This window comes from Pedobacter sp. 01N310 (assembly GCF_056399805.1).
The window spans coordinates 188,971-210,605 of record NZ_JBFTSB010000005.1 but is presented as its reverse complement, the minus strand read 5'-3'; the positions used below and the strand labels follow the sequence as shown (position 1 = coordinate 210,605).

General features: G+C 36.9%; 18 protein-coding genes. 6 read left to right on the top strand and 12 right to left on the bottom strand.

Annotated features, from left to right (window positions below; all coding sequences use genetic code 11):
• Positions 1-8: 8 nt before the first annotated feature.
• Together AC1DNH_RS12745 and AC1DNH_RS12740 are read right to left on the bottom strand one after the other, a co-directional pair.
• On the bottom strand, positions 9-215 hold the full coding sequence (locus AC1DNH_RS12745) for a putative signal transducing protein (protein ID WP_029274925.1): 207 nt from the start codon (positions 213-215) through the stop codon (positions 9-11).
• Positions 196-1,122, bottom strand: coding sequence for a lysostaphin resistance A-like protein (locus AC1DNH_RS12740; protein WP_477578963.1), 927 nt, complete (start codon positions 1,120-1,122; stop codon positions 196-198). Before AC1DNH_RS12740 ends, AC1DNH_RS12745 begins: the two co-directional genes overlap by 20 nt.
• Before the next feature lie 43 nt (positions 1,123-1,165).
• On the opposite strand from AC1DNH_RS12740, the gene dusB reads away from it, so the two are divergent.
• Positions 1,166-2,173 (top strand): tRNA dihydrouridine synthase DusB, encoded by a 1,008-nt coding sequence (dusB, locus tag AC1DNH_RS12735; protein WP_029274927.1) that lies wholly within the window; start codon positions 1,166-1,168, stop codon positions 2,171-2,173.
• Positions 2,174-2,209: 36 nt separating this feature from the next.
• Positions 2,210-2,596, top strand: a complete 387-nt coding sequence (apaG, locus tag AC1DNH_RS12730; RefSeq protein WP_029274928.1) for a Co2+/Mg2+ efflux protein ApaG — start codon at positions 2,210-2,212, stop codon at positions 2,594-2,596.
• Positions 2,597-3,130: 534 nt separating this feature from the next.
• Here apaG and AC1DNH_RS12725 read toward each other — a convergent pair.
• Positions 3,131-3,826, bottom strand: a complete 696-nt coding sequence (locus tag AC1DNH_RS12725) for a zinc metallopeptidase (protein ID WP_029274930.1) — start codon at positions 3,824-3,826, stop codon at positions 3,131-3,133.
• Between the two features lie 83 nt (positions 3,827-3,909).
• On the opposite strand from AC1DNH_RS12725, the gene AC1DNH_RS12720 reads away from it, so the two are divergent.
• Positions 3,910-5,046: an NAD(P)/FAD-dependent oxidoreductase gene (locus AC1DNH_RS12720; protein ID WP_477608265.1), complete on the top strand. Its 1,137-nt coding sequence runs from the start codon at positions 3,910-3,912 to the stop codon at positions 5,044-5,046.
• Between the two features lies 1 nt (position 5,047).
• Here AC1DNH_RS12720 and AC1DNH_RS12715 read toward each other — a convergent pair whose 3' ends face one another.
• Positions 5,048-5,866, bottom strand: coding sequence for a hypothetical protein (locus AC1DNH_RS12715; RefSeq protein WP_477625421.1), 819 nt, complete (start codon positions 5,864-5,866; stop codon positions 5,048-5,050).
• Positions 5,867-6,017: 151 nt separating this feature from the next.
• The gene (purU, locus tag AC1DNH_RS12710) at positions 6,018-6,857 is read right to left on the bottom strand and encodes a formyltetrahydrofolate deformylase (protein ID WP_477625420.1); all 840 of its coding nucleotides are present in this window, start codon (positions 6,855-6,857) and stop codon (positions 6,018-6,020) included.
• 118 nt (positions 6,858-6,975) lie between these two features.
• On the opposite strand from purU, the gene AC1DNH_RS12705 reads away from it, so the two are divergent.
• Positions 6,976-8,352 carry a DNA recombination protein RmuC gene (locus AC1DNH_RS12705; protein ID WP_477578967.1) on the top strand — a complete coding sequence of 459 codons (1,377 nt, stop codon included), beginning with the start codon at positions 6,976-6,978 and terminating at the stop codon, positions 8,350-8,352.
• A 320-nt stretch (positions 8,353-8,672) separates the two neighbouring features.
• On the opposite strand, the gene thiL is transcribed toward AC1DNH_RS12705, so the two are convergent.
• The 3 genes from thiL to nadA form a co-directional block, all read right to left on the bottom strand.
• On the bottom strand, positions 8,673-9,713 hold the full coding sequence (thiL, locus tag AC1DNH_RS12700; protein WP_477586106.1) for a thiamine-phosphate kinase: 1,041 nt from the start codon (positions 9,711-9,713) through the stop codon (positions 8,673-8,675).
• A gap of 122 nt (positions 9,714-9,835) precedes the next feature.
• Positions 9,836-11,074 (bottom strand): dicarboxylate/amino acid:cation symporter, encoded by a 1,239-nt coding sequence (locus AC1DNH_RS12695; RefSeq protein ID WP_477609772.1) that lies wholly within the window; start codon positions 11,072-11,074, stop codon positions 9,836-9,838.
• 68 nt (positions 11,075-11,142) lie between these two features.
• Positions 11,143-12,141 (bottom strand): quinolinate synthase NadA, encoded by a 999-nt coding sequence (nadA, locus tag AC1DNH_RS12690; protein WP_057931002.1) that lies wholly within the window; start codon positions 12,139-12,141, stop codon positions 11,143-11,145.
• 449 nt (positions 12,142-12,590) lie between these two features.
• On the opposite strand from nadA, the gene nadB reads away from it, so the two are divergent.
• Positions 12,591-14,177 carry an L-aspartate oxidase gene (gene nadB, locus AC1DNH_RS12685; RefSeq protein WP_477625419.1) on the top strand — a complete coding sequence of 529 codons (1,587 nt, stop codon included), beginning with the start codon at positions 12,591-12,593 and terminating at the stop codon, positions 14,175-14,177.
• 100 nt (positions 14,178-14,277) lie between these two features.
• A complete protein-coding gene (locus AC1DNH_RS12680; protein ID WP_477584925.1) occupies positions 14,278-14,790 on the top strand; it encodes a gamma carbonic anhydrase family protein in 513 nt (170 codons plus the stop codon).
• 136 nt (positions 14,791-14,926) lie between these two features.
• Here the strand turns inward: AC1DNH_RS12680 and AC1DNH_RS12675 are convergent, their stop codons facing one another.
• The 4 genes from AC1DNH_RS12675 to ybeY form a co-directional block, all read right to left on the bottom strand.
• A complete protein-coding gene (locus tag AC1DNH_RS12675) occupies positions 14,927-16,573 on the bottom strand; it encodes an Ig-like domain-containing protein (protein ID WP_477625418.1) in 1,647 nt (548 codons plus the stop codon).
• 121 nt (positions 16,574-16,694) lie between these two features.
• Positions 16,695-18,557: a tRNA uridine-5-carboxymethylaminomethyl(34) synthesis enzyme MnmG gene (gene mnmG, locus AC1DNH_RS12670; RefSeq protein ID WP_477625417.1), complete on the bottom strand. Its 1,863-nt coding sequence runs from the start codon at positions 18,555-18,557 to the stop codon at positions 16,695-16,697.
• A gap of 145 nt (positions 18,558-18,702) precedes the next feature.
• The gene (locus AC1DNH_RS12665) at positions 18,703-20,565 is read right to left on the bottom strand and encodes an ABC-F family ATP-binding cassette domain-containing protein (protein ID WP_477625416.1); all 1,863 of its coding nucleotides are present in this window, start codon (positions 20,563-20,565) and stop codon (positions 18,703-18,705) included.
• A gap of 599 nt (positions 20,566-21,164) precedes the next feature.
• Positions 21,165-21,602, bottom strand: coding sequence for an rRNA maturation RNase YbeY (gene ybeY, locus AC1DNH_RS12660; protein ID WP_477581559.1), 438 nt, complete (start codon positions 21,600-21,602; stop codon positions 21,165-21,167).
• Between the last annotated feature and the right edge of the window lie 33 nt (positions 21,603-21,635).

The following is a 21,635-nucleotide window of genomic DNA, read 5'->3' as shown; positions in this document are numbered from 1 at the left end:
CATCATCACTATTCAATTTCGTTTTCAACGATGTATTCTATGGCTTTATCGAAATCTACCTTATTCACCAAAACATTTATTTCGCCAATATTATATGCCGAGAGCTGTTTATTTATCGTTACTGCCGGAATTCCGGCTTCTGTTAATCCCTGTTTTAATACCTCGGCCGCAAAGGCATCGCTGGTGGTATATACTTTAACCCAATTTTCGCTCACGTGTTGCGCTATCTTTAAAAATTTTGAACAAAGCTATGGTAATTATTGCACTAATTAAATAGCCATACCATGGAAAACCGATCGGTTCATCAGCTTTATCAAGTGGCATATGGTGTTTTTGCATATAAAAAGCTGCACAAACCGCATAGGCGTTGTTTATAAAGTGCGCCAGCATGGCATACCAGATGCTTCCGCTATAATAATACAGGTAGCCAAAACCTGCACCCAATAACATACGTGGCACAAAACCATAAAACTGCATATGGATGGCACTGAAAATTATGGCCGATAACCAAATAGCTAGATCTGGGTTTTCAAAAGCCCTGTTTAACGATCGTTGCACACCTCCACGAAACATTAATTCTTCGCCAATTGCAGGTATTACAGCAATCATAACGAGGTTTACAATGAAATCGAAATTACTTCGTACAGTGATCAATTGAATTGTCATTTTCATTGCAATAGCTTCTTTCTCCTTCATCCACTGTTCTATCTTATGTAAAAAATCAGGCAAAACCATTTTTTGGTTCCAAATCACTGTCCATTCCATAAATGGCATACTCAGTATCATAATTGCCAGAACAAGCACAACTAATAAGAATTTTGGTTGTTTGAAAAGATAAAATTCTGTTACTTTTTTCCTTTCTGTTAAGGCCAGGGCAATTGGAGGTAAAATAAATGTTCCGATCGAACTTAATATTTGTATCACTTTAAAACCAGCAATATACTTAGTATCACCAGCTAAAAGCATGTCCAAATTACTTACTACTCCTAAGCCATACATCAGTAAAACAATGATAATAGCTAGAATCCCAAATACAAGTCCGCCCGTAACTGCGTAAAATAAAAGTAAAAGTAATTGTAAGAAAGGATTGATTTCCTCTCTGTTAGGTGTTACAAAATTCATTATTTGTACCTTTGTATGTTTTATTAATCGTTGAAGATAGAAAATGTCTGTTAAGATAGGAAATATAGATTTAGGTGAGTTCCCGTTATTACTGGCTCCAATGGAGGATGTGAGCGATCCGCCGTTCCGTTATGTATGCAAAAAAAACGGGGCTGATATGATGTACACCGAATTTATTTCTTCGGAAGGTTTGATCCGCGATGCTGCAAAAAGCAGACAAAAGCTTGATATTTTTGAATACGAAAGGCCAATTGGCATCCAGATTTTTGGTGGCGATATCGATCATATGCGTGAAGCCTCAGAAATTGCCTCTGCAGCAGGACCTGACCTGGTTGACATTAATTATGGCTGTCCGGTTAAAAACGTTGTGTGTAAAGGTGCTGGTTCTAGCCTTTTACAGGATATCGATAAAATGGTAAAAATGACCGAAGCTGTTGTTAAAGCTTCACATTTGCCGGTTACCGTTAAAACCCGCCTTGGTTGGGATGATAACACCAAAAATGTTTACGAAGTGGCCGAGCGGCTTCAGGACGTGGGTATTCAGGCACTTACCATTCACGGCAGAACAAGAGCGCAGTTATATAAAGGGGAGGCCGATTGGTCACTTATCCGGGAGATTAAACGCAATCCACGCATCAAAATACCGATTTTTGGTAACGGCGATGTAGATAGTCCTGAAAAAGCAGCGGCCTGGCGCATGGAATATGAGATAGATGGCATTATGATCGGCCGTGCCGCAATCGGTTACCCATGGATTTTCCGCGAGGTAAAACACTTTTTTAAAACAGGCGAACATCTTGCCGGACCAACTATTGAAGAACGCATTGAAGTTTGTCGAACACATTTAGATAAATCGTTAGAATGGAAAGGCCCTAAAACCGGAATCTTCGAAATGCGCCGCCATTATGCAAACTATTTTAAAGGCTTACCGGATTTTAAACCTTACCGTATGCGTTTGGTGGCCGAGCCAGATATCAACAACATTTACAGTATTTTAGAAGAAGTGGCAGAAAAATTTGCCGACTACGATGCCACTAAAGTACTGGCTTGATTTTTGAAAGGTTTTTTTATACATTCGTAAATCATCATGGTTACAGCTATTACAGACGGGGTTAAGGTTTCGGTAGAAACAGTGTACCAGCCAGAATATTCAAATCCGGCCAACGAGCATTATATGTTCGCTTATCGCGTAGAAATTTCTAATCTTTCTGATTATGCTGTTCAATTAATGCGCCGTCAGTGGTTTATTTTCGATTCGAACAGTAGCCGAAGAGAGGTAGAGGGTGAGGGTGTTGTTGGTTTACAGCCCATTATTCAACCTGGCGAAACACATGTATATGTTTCAGGCTGTAATCTAAAAACCGATATGGGCAGCATGAAAGGTGCCTACTTAATGAAACGTGATATAGATGGATCTGAATTCGAGGTTGATATTCCAGAATTTCAGTTAATCGCTCCTTATAAATTGAACTAATCCTACTAATATTAAATCTCTAGTTCAGCATGACGTGCGCGTGAGAGAAGAAGCTAAAAACCTATCAACTTAGCTTATTAAATTATATGTAGGTAGAAATCAATTTCAGCATTTTATTTTAATGTTAGCCCTGCTTTTTGTTTCAAGTCCTCGCTGCCGCTGTGGGCTTTTCACGTCAATCAGGTTTAAACCGCAGTTTTGCTGCAACTATTAAAGGTTTAACAGCATGATGCCTGCAATTTTTTGTGCACCCTGCAACCCTAAATACTATTACTAACCTAGCCACCTAAACCCGATCAGAGCGGGATGCCGATTTTTTCTATCGGCAGAAGCGGGAGCGGGACCGGAGCTTACCTAAGCACCACAAAACCTGCTTTCCAAAAACTAGATATAACCTATGTTTGATTTAAACTTTACATATATCAATCTATGCAAAAAAGACCCAGATCCCGAACATTCGGGACAGGTGACGGCTACCAAAAACGGCCAGGATTAACCCGGCCGCTCTGTGCTTTTCATAATTAGATATCTCTTTTAATCTCTGCTTCGTCCAAAAAGCATTGATGCGTAATACAATAAATTGGCTAATGCACCAACAGCCGCTACCACATAAGTCATGGCTGCCCACCAAAGTGCATCTTTAGCCTGCGCATTTTCTTCTTGTGTTTGCATTACACCGTTATTATTTTTTAGCCAGGCCAATGCGCGGTTACTGGCATCAAATTCGACTGGTAGGGTAATGATACTAAATATGGTTACCAGCGCTAAACCTACTACACCAATTGCCAAAACAATTGGATTTCCGGTAAAGCCTATTAACAATACACCAATTAATAATACCCATTGTAAAAGATTAGATGAAATACTTACCACCGGAACCATACTGCTTCTTAAATTAAGCCAGTTATACGATTTCGCCTGTTGCACGGCATGGCCACATTCGTGGGCCGCTACAGCCGCCGCCGCTACACTTCGACTATAATATACATCTGTACTTAAATTAACAGTTTTATCTGATGGATTGTAATGATCTGTTAGTTGTCCTTCGGTACTCATCACCTTCACGTCGTATATCCCATTATCATGTAGCATTCTTTCTGCCACCTCTTTGCCCGATAAACCAGAGCTAAGTTGCATTTCGGCATACTTAGAAAACTTATTTCTAAATCGCCATTGTACAAACATGCTCAGCAATAATACCGGGATGATTAATATTAAATAAACTCCCATTTTCTTCTGTATGTTTTTCGTTTAACATATATCAAAAAGCGTTCCCATATTATTTGACTGTTAAAAAATAGTACATTTATACTATGCAAACAGCGTTTTCATATTGGGAGAAGGAGTCGTTTTTTACTTACGATACCATTGTTATCGGTAGTGGAATTGTGGGTTTAAATGCTGCCATCCAACTTAAAAAAACTGCTCCGGCTTTAAAAATTGCTATACTCGAAAAGGGCTTTTTACCAACAGGCGCCAGCACCAAAAATGCGGGTTTTGCATGCTTCGGTAGCATTTCTGAACTCATTGAGCAAGAAGAATGTGCTGGCTTAAATGGTCTGGCACTCCTTATAGAAAAACGCTGGAAGGGCCTGCTTAAACTGCGCAATTTATTAGGCGATAAAACCATTGATTACCAATGTTTAGGCGGCTACGAATTATTTAAAAATGATGACATTTTTCTGGCCGACAAATGTGTATCCAAAATTGAACATTATAACCGTCTCATTAACGATGTTGTTGGCCCCAAGGCCTTTGGCCTTGCCAATAAGAAAATTACTTCCTTTGGTTTTAAAGGCATCAACACCTTAATCGAAAACCGGTACGAAGCGCAGATTGATAGCGGTAAAATGATGTTTGCTTTAATTCAATATGCACAAAAACTCGGCGTTAGCATATTTAATAATTGTACGGTTGATCAAATTCAGGAAGAAAACAAGGGTACGCAATTGCTAACCAAAAACGGAAGCTTTTTCAGTAAACGGCTAATTGTAACCACCAATGCTTTTGTAAAAGACTTATTGCCCGATGTTGATATTAGTCCTGGTCGTAGCCAGGTTTTAATTACCAAACCTATTAAAGAGCTAAAAATAGCAGGCACCTTCCACTACGATAAAGGTTATTATTACTTTAGAAATATAAATAATAGAGTTTTATTAGGTGGCGGCAGAAATATCGATTTTAAAGCCGAAGAAACCACCGAATTTGGCCAAACTGAGCCTGTTCAGCTAGCACTTGAAGATTTATTAAAAAACGTAATCCTCCCTGAATTGAATTATGAAATCGATTATCGATGGAGCGGTATTATGGCTTTTGGAAAAATTCTTGAACCACTTATAGAAGAGATTAAGCCAAATATCTTTTGTGCTACGCGGTGCAACGGCATGGGCATAGCAATTGGTTCGCAAACAGGAGAAGACGTGGCAAATCTTCTCCTAAATAAATTGTAAGTTATAATTTACTAGCCATCATTTTTATTTTATCTGTATAAATGTCCTCAGGTATAATCCATCGGTTTATTTCTTTACACCAAAAATCAAATTTTTCTCGGTTTGCGTTTCTATAATACTGATACGTAATATTATATGCCATATCTGCTTTAGATACTTCATTGCTACAAAATATTAATGCATGCAAATATGCCTGTTCGGCCTCTTCCATTTTATTTGCCTGTGTAAACGTAAAAATATCCCTCTTATATGCTTCTGCTTTTTTTGCATATTGGCTAAAGTTAGCCGTTGTTATTTCAAATGTTTTACGGATCTTTTTATTTTTATCAGTTGGATCTTCTTCTATATAACTTGGGGAACCACGTTCTGTTTCTGATAGTGCCAATACATATTTGGAAGCCATATTATACTCTTTCCAATTATTAAATATTTGAATAAACTTGATATATCGGTAATTCCTATTATTATTACCAGCATAGTTTTTATACATGGTGGGAAATTCTTCAACAATTAATTCTTTTAATCTTTCCGCTGGAATTATAGCTACTTTAACTTCTGTTGGCGTAATCCTGCTTCTCTGTTTATTAATTGCTTCAGACTTGAATGCACCACTATCAATAGTAAATGAACCATAGAGATCAAAGGTAAGACCTGCCGAATAATCCAGATAAACGTATCCATATCCGTACTTACCTGCGCCGTCGAGCGATATGGCAATCCACTTATTTTCACAATCTAATAGGCGCTTATCGAATGTTAGTCCATTTTGGCCTTTAGCACCAAGCGTGCATAACAATAGTAGGATGAATAAATATTTCATTATCAAGTCATTTATGTGTACTTAAATATAGAAATTTATTTACACTCAAAAAATGCTTCAGATTGGATAGATGCTGAAACAAGTTCAGCAAGACGTATCACAGTAATAAAATTTCGGACTCAACGTTTAACCCTAAACGCAAACCGCTTATCTACTTAAACACAATCGTCTTATTCCCACTCACAAAAACGCGGTCTTCGAAAATAAGTTCCAAAGCTTCTAACAACACCTTTTTCTCTATTTCTTTTCCTGCCCGAACCATTTCTTTTACACCGAAATTATGATCTACATGATTGGTATGTTGCGTAATAATCGGGCCTTCATCCAGGTTATCGGTAACAAAATGGGCGGTAGCACCAATAATTTTTACCCCGCGATCAAAAGCCTGGCGATAGGGGTTAGCACCTATAAAAGCCGGTAAAAAGGAATGATGGATATTAATAATTTTACCTGCATAATCTTTTACAAAATCGGCAGAAAGGATTCGCATAAATTTAGCCAACACTAAATAGTCTACCTCAAACCGGTTAATAATAGTTTTAACTTCAGCCTCAAATTCACTTTTATCTTTATTGGAATGATCTACATAAAAATAAGGTATGCCCAATTTTTCGGTAAAATCTCTCAGGCTTTCATAATTGCCTATTACACATTGTACCTTGGCCCCTAAAGTTTTGAATTGGTTTTTGATCAGTATCTCAGCTAAACAATGATACTCCTTGGTTACCAAAACGACAATCTGTTTTTCCTGTTGGGTAATTAAATTTACCTCAGCAGCATTCGGCAGGTTTTCTAAAAGTTTTTCCTTTAATTTTTCTGTATCTTTCAGGTTTCCGGTACAGGCAATGCGGGTAAAAAACGATTTATTGGCTTCGTCTACAAACTCGCGCATGGCAACAATATTCAATTGGTGTGCAGCCAGCACGCGGGTAATATTTGTAACTAAACCAACTTGATCGGGGCAGGATATGAGGACTGTTAATGCGTTCATTTATAAAATACTAATGCCCAATTATAGAAATTTTTTTCCGTTATTTTCCGTTCACAATAACTAAAATTTTTTGGTATATCTATTTTAAATCTTCATTTTTGCTAAAATTTTTATCATTATGGAGATTGCGGGTATTGCTTTACTAATCGTTATTTTAATAGTTCTGGTTATTTTATTATTGAAGAAACCGCAGGCTGCTCTTTCTATTATTTCGGTAGAAGACTTCGAAAGAACAAAAAGTGAAAATGAATCGTTAAAAATCAGCCTGGCCAAAGCCGACGAACGTGTTTCTAATTTATCTGCCGAAAAAGAGCACATTACTACGCTACTTAAACAAGAACAGCAACGCCTAATTGATGAGTTGCAGGCTGAGCGCGACCGGCTTGCCGATGCCAATCGCGAATTGGAAAGTACCAGGTCTTTTTACCTGGCCGAAAAAGAAAAACTTGCCGAACAGAAGCTAAATTTTGAGCAGTCACAAGAAAAATTAAACAAAGACTTTGAATTAATTGCCAATAAAATACTGGAGGAAAAATCGAGCAAATTTATTGAGCAGAACCGAACTAATTTGGATATCATCTTAAATCCTTTAAAAGAAAATATTAAAGCTTTTGAAGATAAAGTAGAAAAGGTTTACAAAGCAGAATCGGATGAAAGAAATACACTGAAAGGTGTAATTTCATTATTAATGGATCAAAGTAAACAGATTCAGGAAGATGCCAATAATTTAACCAAAGCTTTAAAAGGCGATAGTAAAAAGCAAGGAAATTGGGGGGAAGTGATTTTGGAAAAGGTTTTGGAACGCTCAGGTTTAGTACGCGATCAGGAATACCGCATTCAAGCCTCACATATATCCGCCGAAGGCGGTCGGTACCAGCCCGATGTAGTGATTGACCTACCAGATGATAAACACCTGGTAGTCGATGCTAAGGTATCTCTGATTGCTTATGAGCGTTCTGTATCAGCTGAGAGCGATGAAGAGCGTGAAGGCTATGTAAAACAGCATTTAGCCTCTATTAAGAACCACATCCAGGAACTATCTTCAAAAAATTACCAGGATTTATATAAAATCAATTCTCCGGATTTTGTTTTGCTGTTTGTACCGATCGAATCTTCTTTCAGCATTGCGGTTCAAAAAGATGCTGAACTTTTCAATTTTGCCTGGGACAGAAGGGTAGTAATTGTGAGTCCCTCAACATTATTGGCCACTTTACGCACCATTGCCAGCATGTGGAAACAGGAGCGCCAAAACCGGAATGTAATGGAAATTGCCCGTTTAAGCGGCAGTATGTACGATAAGTTTGTAGGCTTTATTTCAGATATGGAAAATATTGGCAAACACATCAAAAATGGGCAGGATGCTTACGATAAAGCCATTAACAAATTATCAGTGGGTTCGGGAAATTTAACAAACACTTCTGAAAAGATTAAAAAATTAGGAGCAAAGACCACCAAACAGATTGATACTAAGTATTTGGATGTTAATGAAGATTAGAATATTTACCCTTTATCAGTGAGTAGAGTAGTTATTTAAACTTAGAGCCGTCACCCTGAATTTATTTCAGGGTCTATTTTACAGAAAAGATGCTGAAATAAATTCAGCATGACGATCGCGTTAGACAAAAGAGCTAAAAAAAATTTGCATTAATAAAGACTAATTTGCAAAAATAGTAATTGTTAAAGAAATTTATATTTCTTAGCAATATCGACTACAAAGTAAAATCGTCATCTCGACTGAAATGCAGTGGAATGGAGAGATCTGCCTACAAAGATTTCTCGACTTCGTTGCACTCCGCTCGAAATGACGACCTATTTTTATTTATTAAAAGCATTCCAACCCTGAGCCTTCAGTTCGTGTACTTTTTCTGATTTAGAAACCATTTTACAACCCGAGTTTTTATCGGTAACATGTCCAATCACAGTAATATCTACATCATGTTTCAGTTTTTTATAATCATCCTGACTAATGGTAAACAATAACTCATAATCTTCACCACCACTTAAAGCACAAACCGTTGGATCTAAACCTAATTCACGCGCAGTTTCATAAGTCATTGGATCTAAAGGAATTTTCTCCTCGTAAATGGTCATTCCTTTATCTGATTGTTCTGCCAAATGTAAAATTTCGGAAGCTAAACCATCCGAAACATCGATCATCGAAGTTGGTTTGATATTCATTTCATCTAAAAGTGCAATAATATCCATCCTTGCTTCTGGTTTCAATTGTCTTTCGATGATATAATCTTTACCCTCTAAATCTGGTTGGATCTGTGGATTTTCCAAATAGATTAACTTCTCTCTTTCTAAAATCTGCAGGCCTAAATAAGCGCCACCCAAATCGCCAGAAACACACAATAAATCATGTTCTTGAGCGCCATTTCGGTACACCACTTTATCTGCATCGGCATAACCTATACTGGTAATACTGATTACCAGGCCTTGCTTGCTTGATGAAGTATCTCCACCAATTAAATCAATGTTATATTTGTTGCAAGCTAGTTCGATTCCCTTATAAATTTCTTCGACAGCCTCTAAAGGAAATTTACTCGATAAACCCAGCGAAACTGTAATCTGACTTGCTTTTCCGTTCATGGCATAAATATCACTCAAATTTACCTGAACAGCTTTGTAACCTAAGTGCATTAAAGGCACATAAGCCAAGTCGAAATGGATTCCTTCCAGCAATAAATCAGTCGAAATTAAGGTCTGTTTTCCTTTGGCATCTAAAACAGCAGCATCATCGCCAACACCTTTTACCGAATAATCGTTTTTAATTTTAAAATTAGTAGTTAGGTGTTTAATCAACCCAAATTCGCCTAATTCATTAATATCTGTACGCTCTTTATTTTCAAACATATGCAATAGTTAGGGGCGAAGCCCCCGATTTTTATTTTTTAAAATCAATTGTCATTCTGAGCATAGCGAAGAATCTTTAACTGCACCAGCTGGTATTTCATAGCTTGCAGATCCTTCCTGCGTCAGGATGACAAATCCTTACTTTCCATCCAATTCCTACCTTCGGTAAACCTGGCAATTAACATGGCCGCAACATTATCGCCAGTAGCATTTAACAAGGTAGCCATTGGATCTACCAGAGTTCCAATAATCATAGCTGGTGGTAGCGCCTCTGGTGGTAATTGGTAAGCCGAAATCATTAATAATTCGCCAATATAACCGCCATTTGGTATTCCACCTTCTACAATACTCACTAAAACAGTAATACCCAGTGCCAAAATAATGGTATCAACATGTACTAAATCCTTACCAAAAATGGCAAAAACAACAGCAATTTTAACAATAGAGCTAATACTCGAACCATCCTTATGCAAGGTTGAACCTAATGGAATCGTCACATTGGTAATGTAATCGGGTACGCCCATTTTTCGCGCACCATCTAAATTTGCCGGAATAGTGGCAATACTGCTACAGGTTCCGATTGAAGTTAAAGATGGCACAATGTTATTTTTCCAAAATACTTTTATCGCTTTAAATCCACCTGCAACAAAAGCATATAGGGTAAAAAAAACGATAAAATAAAATGCACCTACGCCATAGTATAAACCTAAAGCTTTGGCATAAGTTCCAAAAAGCTGTGGACCGAAAACCCCAACCTGATAAGCAAAATAAGCACCCAAACCGATTGGGCCAAGTTTCATAATCAAAATGATGAGTTTTTTCATCACTTCATTGCCCGATACCAAGAAGTTCTTAAATGCATCGCCTTCTTTACCAGAATATAGCGTAGAAAAACCAACCAGTACTGAAAAAATAATCAATGCAAGCATATTTTTTCTACTTCCTATCTCGAAAAATTCTCCTACGGTTAAAAGTTGGGTCATTTGTTCGCCAAACGACTGGATTTTTTCAGGTTCAGTTGGTAAAGGCGTGTTTCCTAATTGCTGATGGATAGGAAAAATCCAGGTAGCAACCAAGGTTAAAACCGCAGAAATGAGTATGGTAGAAAGAAAGACCAAAACCATAATGGTTAATAATCTTCCTAACTTTTTTGTTCTATCTATATTCGCAATTGCTGAAGAAACCGCAAAAAATACCAATGGAATAACAGCTGTAAACAACAGGTTTAAAAATATATCGCCTAATGGTTTTATACTTTCAACGCTTTTCCCAAAAATTAAGCCCACAATACTTCCAACAGTTATTCCTGCCAAAAGCCATAATAAGCCTGAGTAATTTTTAAGGATGTTGTTTTTTTCCATAATCTAAGATTAGACATCCGAAGTTTTGCTGGCCCTAAGCTCCTGTAAACTTCGGATGTCTTTATGCATTATAATCCCAATTCTGCAGAAATATCAAGCATGCGCTGTATCGGTTTACGGGCAAGTTCAATAATATGCTCAGGTACAGTTACTTCTGGCAAACCATTTTTAATACATAAATATAGTTTTTCTAAAGTATTTCTTTTCATGTATGGGCAATCGTTACAGGCACAGCTGTTATTCGGCGGCGCCGGAATAAATGTTTTTGTTGGATTTGCCTTTTCCATCTGGTGGATAATTCCACTTTCGGTAGCTACAATAAATTCTGTAGCCGGATTGGTAATGGTATATTTTAGAAGCCCGGTTGTTGAACCGATATAATCGGCCATTTTCAAAACCACTTCTTCACATTCCGGATGCGCAATAAATTTAGCGTTCGGATGGCGTTCTTTTAGTTTTGTAATTTTCTCCTGCGAAAAAATTTCATGTACCATACAGGCACCATTCCACAATACCAAATCGCGCCCGGTTTTCTTTGCTACATAAGCACCTAAATTTCGATCGGGACCGAAGATTATTTTTTGGTCTTTAGGTAAACTCTCTACAATCTGAACGGCATTCGTACTTGTACAAACAATATCACTTAAAGCTTTTAGTTCAGCAGTACAGTTTACATAAGTGATGACCAGGTGATCTGGATATTTTTCTTTAAACTTTCTAAACAGATGGGGCGGACAACTATCTGCTAATGAGCATCCTGCTTTTACATCTGGTAATAGAACCGTTTTATCAGGCGATAAAATCTTTGCTGTTTCGGCCATAAAATGCACGCCAGCAAACACAATTACATCAGCATCTGTTTTTGCTGCTTCTTGCGACAGTCCTAAACTATCGCCAATATAATCTGCAATATCCTGAATATCAGGTTCTTGATAGTAATGTGCAAGAATAATGGCATTCTTTTCCTTTTTTAATTTCTCAATCTCAGCAAAAAGATCGAGTGTAGGATCAATTTCTTCTTCTGCGAAACCTTTTTTATTGATTTCTTCTAAGACATCTATGTTCATTTTAAAATTTTCCTTTTTTGAATTTTGACGTTGGCCAAAGATAAAGCTTTCAACGTCTCAATAATTAATAAGTATTTTTAAATAAATAAATCTTGTTTGTTTATTAGTGTGTTAGTATTGTTGGCAAGTTTCGAAAAAAAGTTCTTTTATATAAGTTGTTAATCGTTTACTAACATTTAGATTACATTTCTCTAATATCATGAATTTGATTTTCAGCACTATCGAAAAGTCACTCAATTTTTATCAATACCCGAATGTTAATTGTTTATAAGTGGGTAAAAAGTTAATTACTTGTACAAAGGTGCTCAAAAATTACTTAAAAGATTGTGGCAAATTGTCTTTTTAGAGTAGCTTTAAACATTCAAATTTATTTGTTAGGATAATTTAGACACAGAGTTAACATTTATCAACTAGTTGTTAACATCGTGGATAATTAAATGTTTTTATTAATGAGGAAAGTAGATTTTCTGGTAATTGGTTCAGGTATAGCGGGTTTGAGTTTTGCACTTAAGGCAGCAAAGTTTGGTAAGGTTTTAATTGTTACTAAGTCGAACGAAGACGAATCGAATACAAAATACGCTCAGGGCGGTGTTGCGGTTGTGGTAGATAAAGGTGATTCTTTTGAGAAACATATCGATGATACTTTGATTGCCGGCGATGGATTATGTGATGAAAAAATTGTGGAAATCGTTGTAAAAGAGGGGCCTCAGCGTATTCAGGAGATCATTGATTATGGTATAAACTTCGATAAGGATAACTCCGGTTTCTATGATTTAGCCAAGGAGGGAGGACACTCTGAACACCGTGTTTTGCACTACAAAGACATCACCGGATACGAGATTGAGCGGGTATTGCTGAATGAAATTCATGAGAATAACAACATAGAGATATTAACACATTACTTTGCGCTGGAGTTAATTACCCAGCATCACCTGGGTGAGTTTGTTGATAAACGTACCGAAGATATCAACTGTTATGGTGTATATGCCTTTAACACAGAGCTTAACGATGTGGAAAAGATTGTGGCAAATGTGACTGTGATGGCTTCGGGTGGTGCCGGACATGTATATTCGGCCACAACAAATCCGGTTATTGCAACAGGCGATGGTATGGCAATGGTTTACCGTGCAAAAGGAAAGGTAAGGAATATGGAGTTTATTCAGTTCCATCCCACTGCTTTGTATCATCCTGGAGAGTACCCATCGTTCTTAATATCAGAAGCTGTTAGGGGTTTTGGTGGTGTTTTAAGACGGAAGAATGGTGAGGAATTTATGCATGAATATGATGAGCGTAAATCTTTGGCACCACGTGATATAGTAGCCCGTGCGGTAGATAATGAAATGAAGAAATCAGGCGATGACTTTGTTTACCTTGATATTACCATGCGCAAGAAAGCAGATATTCTGAAACACTTTCCTAATATATATGCCAAATGTTTATCAATAGGGATAGATATGACGAAAGATTATATACCTGTTACACCTGCATCTCATTATATGTGTGGTGGCATTTTAGTTGATGAATATGGTCGCTCTTCAATTAAAAATTTATATGCCTGTGGCGAATGCTCTTCAACAGGTTTGCATGGGGCTAACCGTTTGGCTTCCAATTCGTTATTAGAGGCTACGGTTTTTGCACACCGTATTTACCAGGATGCTATCGAGAACTTTCAAAATAACATTATTCCCGATCATATCCCAGAGTGGGACTCTAAAGGTGTTACCCAAAGTAATGAGGATGTATTGGTAACACATAACCTTAGGGAGCTACAAAAGGTTATGGGCGATTATGTGGGTATTGTCCGTTCTGATTTCCGTTTGGAAAGAGCACATCGCCGCTTGTTTTTAATTTATCAGGAAACAGAAGAATTTTATAAAAAAAATAAAGTTTCAGTTAAACTTTGCGAATTGCGTAATGTAATTCAAACTGCTTATCTGGTGATCAAATCTGCCATGCAACGGAAAGAGAGCAGGGGATTACATTATACTACTGATTATCCTGAACATGCAAAAGAATTAGTAGATACCGTTTTTTAATGTGGAATCGTCATGCTGAATTTAGTTCAGCATGTACGTATCATATATACAATACATAATAAGACCCTGAAATAAATTCAGGGTGACGTAAAATAGAGTTATGCCTTTAATACTACCCGTAAAAGATAAATACCCTGAAATTGGAAAAGACAATTTTATTGCAGAGAATGCCACAATAGTGGGTGATGTAATAATAGGTGACAAATGCTCGGTATGGTTTAATGCTGTAATTAGAGGCGATGTAAATGCCATTACGATTGGAAATGAATCAAACATACAAGATGGTGCGGTAATTCATGCAACCTACTTAAAAGCTTCTACACACATCGGTAACCGGGTATCTGTAGGGCACAATGCCATAGTGCATGGCTGTACTGTTCAGGATAATGTTTTAATCGGCATGGGTGCCATTGTAATGGATCATGCTGTTATAGAAGAGTATTGTATTATTGCAGCGGGATCTGTAGTATTGGAAAATACGATATGTGAAACGGGTTATTTATATGCTGGCACGCCTGCAAAAAAAATAAAGCCCATTACTGATGAGCAAAGGGCTTTATTGAATAAATTGCCTGATAATTATATCATGTATTCGGGTTGGTTTACCACTTAGTATCCGTCATGCTGAACTTGTTTCAGCATCTTTGTTGCCATTAAGACCCTGAAATAAATTACCTTCGGTGAGCTCGCTTAAGGCTCGGTTTACTGTGTAGCTTTCCGCTGCGCTACAAGTCAGGGTGACAGCTATTTTAATTATTTTTAGGTGGTGCAGGTATCACCAATGGGTCTTCACGTTCCCAGTTAGGTTTTAAATCCATTAAAGCCTTTACATACCAAACTTTTTCGGGTTGATATCCTTCTTTAACATTTCCTGTATCCCAGATTCCGTTTTTATTTTCATCGTAAATTACCCTGAGCATATACTTGCCTGCCGGATATTTAGAAAAAGTAACTTTTGAGTTTTTGCTTACCGGAAAAGATTTTATGATGTCCTTTTTTTCGTTTAGAAACTGCACAACATATCTTTTAGCGGTATCTGGAACAGTAACATTTAATACGAGCGTAGTATAAGCATCCTGGCTTTCGAGCGAAAATCTCTTGGTTACATCTTTGTTTTTAGCATTGAATATAGCTGTAAAAGCACCTGCAGCTAGCTTCAAATCATAAGTCCTTTTATTTTTCCAAGGGTATTTTATATAGTATTTAAGGAAATCTACACTGTCTTTTACTACTTCAAAAGTTGTCCGTTTTACTGAGTCTTCTAAAAGGGTGATTTTTGATGGATCTGCAGCAGTCATTGGAAAAGGAAAGGTTAGCGTTAACTGTTGGAAAGGGTTTAACTTACCGCCCAATAAGTTATCAGAAACAGTAACCTCGCGTGTATACGTGTCTTTTTTACCCCGGGTAAAGTTTAAGGTCTGTAAAACTTTACCTTGATCTTGTATGGCAACCTTAACCGAATCGAAGCTTAAGTCTTTTAGCCATATTTTGGCGGTATCATTATTTTTAGAGAAATGGACAAACTTACCCACGTCAACAGCTGGTGGGTCTGTAATGGTTATTTTAGGGCTTTTAAGCTGCTGGTTAAAGATGATTGATATACTGCCGTCGTTATTTAGTTTTCGGTCTAATACTCGGAATTCTGGTGCCAATTCCTTAAATATCTGCAGATCTATGTTCTCTATATTTTTATCTATTACAATAGGGTCTTTTACAAATCCAACTTCATCCGAAATCTGCTGGTATATTTTATCGCCTCCTCCGCTACTTTCCTTAACCGCATACACTTTATAAGTACCTTTTCTAAGGTTATTCAATTTGTAGGTTCCTGCACTATCAGTAGTGGTATATATTGATGGGCGTTTTTTTCCAAAAATGGTGTCTCTTTCTAAAGGTAGAATAAATACGGTAACTTCCTTCTCAGGTTCGTCGGTTAGCGAATTGATTACCTTGCCGCTTAATGATAACGAATCTATTTCCGGGCCGGTAGAAAAAACATAGGATAAATTTTTAACTACATTTCCTTCGTTAACATCGGCTACAGATTTTCCAAAGTTTAAAGTGTAGGTTGTATTTTTTTCTAAAGAATCCTTAAGGTTAATTTCTAATCTTTTTTGCCTCTTTTTTAACTCAGGAGTTTTTTCCTGATCGGGTGAAATTGAAAATTCTTTAAACTCATCTTTAAGATTAAAATATTCATCAAACTCGATTACAATTTTTTTAGCATTAAAATTCCTCGTTTGATTTTTTGGAGTCATGCTTAAAACTTTTGGCGGCTTCGTATCTTTTGGCCCACCTTGTGGTGTTTGGATACTTGCACAACCAAAAAATAGGAGCAAGGTTATAACAACCGCTAAATTTTTAAGGTTAAAATACTGAGCTTTTAAATTTGGCATATTTTAAACGTTCTGACGAATTTTTATACTTTTTGGAACTGTAACATTAAAAAATATTTTTTTTAGCTTATATCGCTTTATTTTAAGTCTACTCTGAAATAGGTAAAGTATTGATTATCAATTACTTATTAATGTAAACCATTAAAACTGATATGTCTGAAGGAGAAACGCCTGAAATTCGTGATGCCTGACCTAAAGTACGTGGTTTGATCTTAAATAATTTTTCTCTGGCCTCTTTTGAAATGGAAACAATTTTATTGTAATCGAAATCAGGCTTAATTTCTTTGTCTTCCATCTTCAGCATTTTGGCTACAATTTCATTTTCCTTTTCAAAATAACTTTCATATTTAATTTTGATTTCGGCTTGCTCAATAGTTTCATTGTCTAAATCTTTGGTTGCTTCTGCAAGCGCTTTACTAACTTTAATCAGATCAGGTAAACCAACATGAGGCCTGCCAACCAAACTGTGTATTTTTACATTTTGATTTAAAACGCTCGATCCTAAACTTTCGAGCATTGGATTCGCATCGCTCATTTCGATACCTTGGTTTCTGGTGAACTTAACCAAAGCATCGGCATTTGCAATTTTCTGATTTACCTTTTCTAAACGTTCATCAGAAATTAAGCCCAGCTCATGGCCGATAGGAGATAAGCGGATATCAGCATTGTCTTGTCTTAATAACAAACGATGTTCGGCTCTCGATGTAAACATACGATAAGGTTCTTCCGTTCCTTTTGTTACCAGGTCGTCAATTAAAACTCCAATATAACTGTCAGATCTTTTCATGATCAGTTCATGTTTATCTGTGATTTTTTGATGTGCATTTATTCCAGCCATGAAACCCTGACAAGCTGCTTCTTCATATCCTGTAGTTCCATTGATCTGTCCGGCTAAAAATAAATTGCTGATCAACTTAGTTTCTAGTGTTAAAGACAATTGGGTAGGTGGGAAGAAATCGTATTCGATAGCATAACCTGGTCTGAACATTTTTGCTTGTTCGAAACCTGGTATTAACCTTAGTGCTTTAAATTGTACATCTTCTGGAAGTGATGTTGAAAATCCGTTTACATAAATTTCACAAGTATTCCATCCTTCAGGTTCAACGAAAATCTGATGTCTGTCGCGTTCAGCAAAGCGGTTAATTTTATCTTCAATGGATGGGCAGTATCTTGGGCCTAAACCTTTAATTCTTCCAGTAAACATTGGTGATTTTTCGAAACCTTCTTTTAGCGTTTCATGAACATCCCCATTGGTATAAGTGATCCAGCAACAACGTTGGTCTGTCGAAACTTCGGTATCAGTGTATGAGAATTTACCTGGGTTTTCGTCTCCCCATTGTTCTTCCATTTTGGTATAATCCAAACTTCTTCCGTCTACGCGTGGGGGAGTACCGGTTTTCATTCGGCCTGCTTCCATACCTAGTTCTACCAGTTGTTCTGTAATTCCTGTTGATGCTCTTTCGGCAGTTCTACCTCCTCCAAATTTCTTTTCTCCAATATGCATTATGCCGTTTAAGAAAGTTCCATTGGTAAGTACTACTGCTGTACTTTCTATCTCGATACCTAAAGATGTTTTAACACCATATACCGTATTATCTTTTACCAATAGGCCAACAACACTGTCCTGCCATATATCAAGGTTGCGTGTTCTTTCTAAAGCTAAACGCCATTCTTCTGCGAAACGCATTCTATCAATCTGTGCTCTTGGACTCCACATGGCAGGGCCCTTTGACTTATTAAGCATTCTAAATTGAATAGTCGATTTATCAGAAATAATACCTGAATAACCACCCATGGCATCCACCTCGCGAACGATCTGTCCTTTAGCTACGCCACCCATGGCAGGGTTACAACTCATTTGGGCAATCGTGCCCATGTTCATTGTTATTAATAAAACAGATGATCCTAAATTGGCAGCGGCAGCAGCAGCTTCACAGCCTGCGTGACCAGCACCAACAACAATCAAATCGTATTTTGAAAACATTTTATTTTGTATTTCTTTAATGTTCCACGTGGAACAATTGGTTTTTATCCTAATATTACGTCGTGCTAAAAATAATTCAGTACGGCGATTGTGTGATGTTCCACGTGAAACATAACGTGGAAAACATCTTTCAATTATACTTTGGTTATTCTGAAAGTTCGAGCCAACGCATGGTTAACTCGTCAAGCTTTGCCTGAAGCAATTCTATCTCGCTGGAAACTTCCTGAATTTTTACATAGTCGGTCGCATCAATTTTAACTAAGCTTTCGTTAAGCGAAGCTATTTTGTTTTCTGTTTCTGCTATGCCTTTTTCACTATCCTCTAATTCTTTTTGCTCCTTGAAACTTAATTTTTTTACCGCTTTAACAGGTGTTTGTTCTACAGCGGGGGTAGGGGTTTTCTTGGTTTCTGTTTTTACTTTTGGTTGTTCTAAACTTAAACGGTATTCAGAATAATTGCCATTATAAATTTTAACTACACCTTCACCTTCCATGATAAATAGTTGATCACTCATTTTATCAAGCAGGTATCTATCGTGAGAAACCAGCATTAATATGCCAGGAAAGTTTTCTAAAAATTCTTCAAGAACGTTCAGCGTGTCGATATCAAGATCGTTTGTTGGCTCATCCAAAATTAAAAAGTTCGGATTTTGCATTAGCACTTTCATCAAGTTTAAACGTTTCTTTTCACCACCACTTAATTTCTCAACCATACCATGTTGTTTCTTCGGGGGGAAGAGAAATAGGGTTAATAGGGCAGAGGCCGTAATCACTGAACCGTCAGCCATCTTGATATATTCAGCATCAGATTTTACAATATCAATTACCCTTTCTTTTGGATCGAAAGTTAAACCACCTTGTTTGTAATAACCAAAAACGGTTGTCTCTCCAGTATCAACTTTACCAGCATCTGGCTTTAATTGACTTGTAATGATATTTAGCAAAGTAGATTTACCCGTACCATTTTTTCCTGCTAAGCCAATTCTGTCTCCTTTTTTAAAGGTGTAACTAAAATCGTTGATGATCGGACGGTCATCAAATGCTTTTTTAATGTGTTCTATCTCAATAATCTTCCCGCCTTGACGAGACATCTTCATTTGGAGGTTAATACTCTGATTATCAGCCTTTTTCTTTGATTTTTCCTCTAAATCGTAAAAAGCATTGATTCTGGCGTTAGATTTGGTTCCGCGTGCCTGTGGCATGCGTCTCATCCACTCCAATTCTTTCTTTAATAGCTGTTGGTTCTTATGTAAAACCGTTGCATCTAAAGCTTCTCTTTCCGATTTCTTCTCTAAATAATAAGCGTAGTTTCCATTATAGTTGAAAATCTTACCTCTATCTAATTCTACTATTGTATTACAAACATTATCCAAAAAGTATCTATCGTGGGTGACGAGTAAAATTGTTTTTTGTCCAGTGGTTAATAATTTCTCCAACCATTCAATGGTATCAATATCCAAATGATTGGTGGGTTCATCAAGCACCAAAATTTCTGGATCTTCAATTAAAAGTTTGGCAAGAGCCAAACGTTTCTTTTGTCCGCCAGACAGGGTAGATATTTTCTGCTGAAGATGAGTAATGCCCATTCTGTTTAAGATGGTTTTAATCTCATGTTCATATTCCCAGGCATTGTGTTCGCTTAATTCTTCATATAAACGATTAAGTGTTTTTTCGTCTGGATTAGGATCTTCAATTAATTCTTCATATTCCTTAATTAACTGTTGTTGTTTATTCTCAAGAGAGAATATGTGGTCGCTAATAGAAAAACCTTCAGTAAATTGTGGTTCCTGATCGAGAAAACCGATTTTAACAGCTTTATTTTTTACAATTTTACCTTCTAGCGGAGGGAACCTTTCTGCCAATAATTTCAAAAGTGTACTCTTACCCGCACCATTAATTCCAACCAACGCCACGCGCTGACCAGAGTTAATACCTAAGGTTAAATTTTTAAACAGCCATTCGTCATGATAACCATGACCTAAGCCTTCTGCCGCAATTAGTGTGCTCAATTTTTTTGTATTTCGGATTTATAAAGGAAAATTAGTGCAAAAGTAAGTATAAAATATTTGGAACGGCATAATCAAATTGTAAAGGGCTTCTGTATCAGCTAAAAATGGCAGAATATTGATGCATTGGATTATCTGTTCAGTAATTCATTTGTCATTAGTTGCATTATTTCAGTAAAAAGAAAACAGCGGTCGGACTCGCTCCACCGCTGCTTCAATCATTAACTAAAACTAAACTTTATCTTGATATAATGCACAGGGTATAAATTCTAGCGCATTATTTAATTGTCGTTTTTTGAATATAAGACTGCAGTTGGTTGAAAATGTTGCAGGAAATTTAGGTGTATTATACCAGTATAGTCTAATTGTCGACGAACGCCCATAACTATTAGACGAACGGCATTAAAAATAATTAGGAAGGGGTATTATTTACTTGGACTTAGCAACTGAGGAGATTCTATTGTCATTCTGAATGCAATGAAGAATCTGCAAACGATGGAATGCAAACTCAAACGAGAAGGTAGAGAATGAAAGTGCTGTGATAATCATTAAAAGGTTCTTCGCTGCGCTCAGAATGACATCCTGGGGAGGAAGAGGGTAGACTAAACTAATCCAACTTCCGCTCTATAACCCAGGTACTCATCTTCTTTCTGAGTCATAAGGGTTTTAGCCACTTTTCCTTTGTCTTTGTAACCTAATAAATGTAGGGTACCGTGAATCATAATGCGGCAAACCTCATCAAATTCCAGCGTTTTGAAGGTTTTAGCATTTTCTTTAACACGCTCGATGCTTATAAAAATATCGCTTACAATCTGTTTTTCTTCTTCAGAATTATCGAAAGTAATGATATCGGTGTAGGTATCGTGGTTTAAATATTGTTGGTTGATGCCCAACAGGTATTCGTCGCTACAGAAAATGAAATTAAGTTCCTGCAATTTGAAACCTTCTTTTTCAATCGTAGCTTTAATCCACTTCTTTACCTTAAGTTTCTGAGGAAGATTATAGCTAACTGATTCTGTGAAAAATGATATTGCAGGCATATTGTGGTGTTTATGGCTGCAAATTTAACTAAA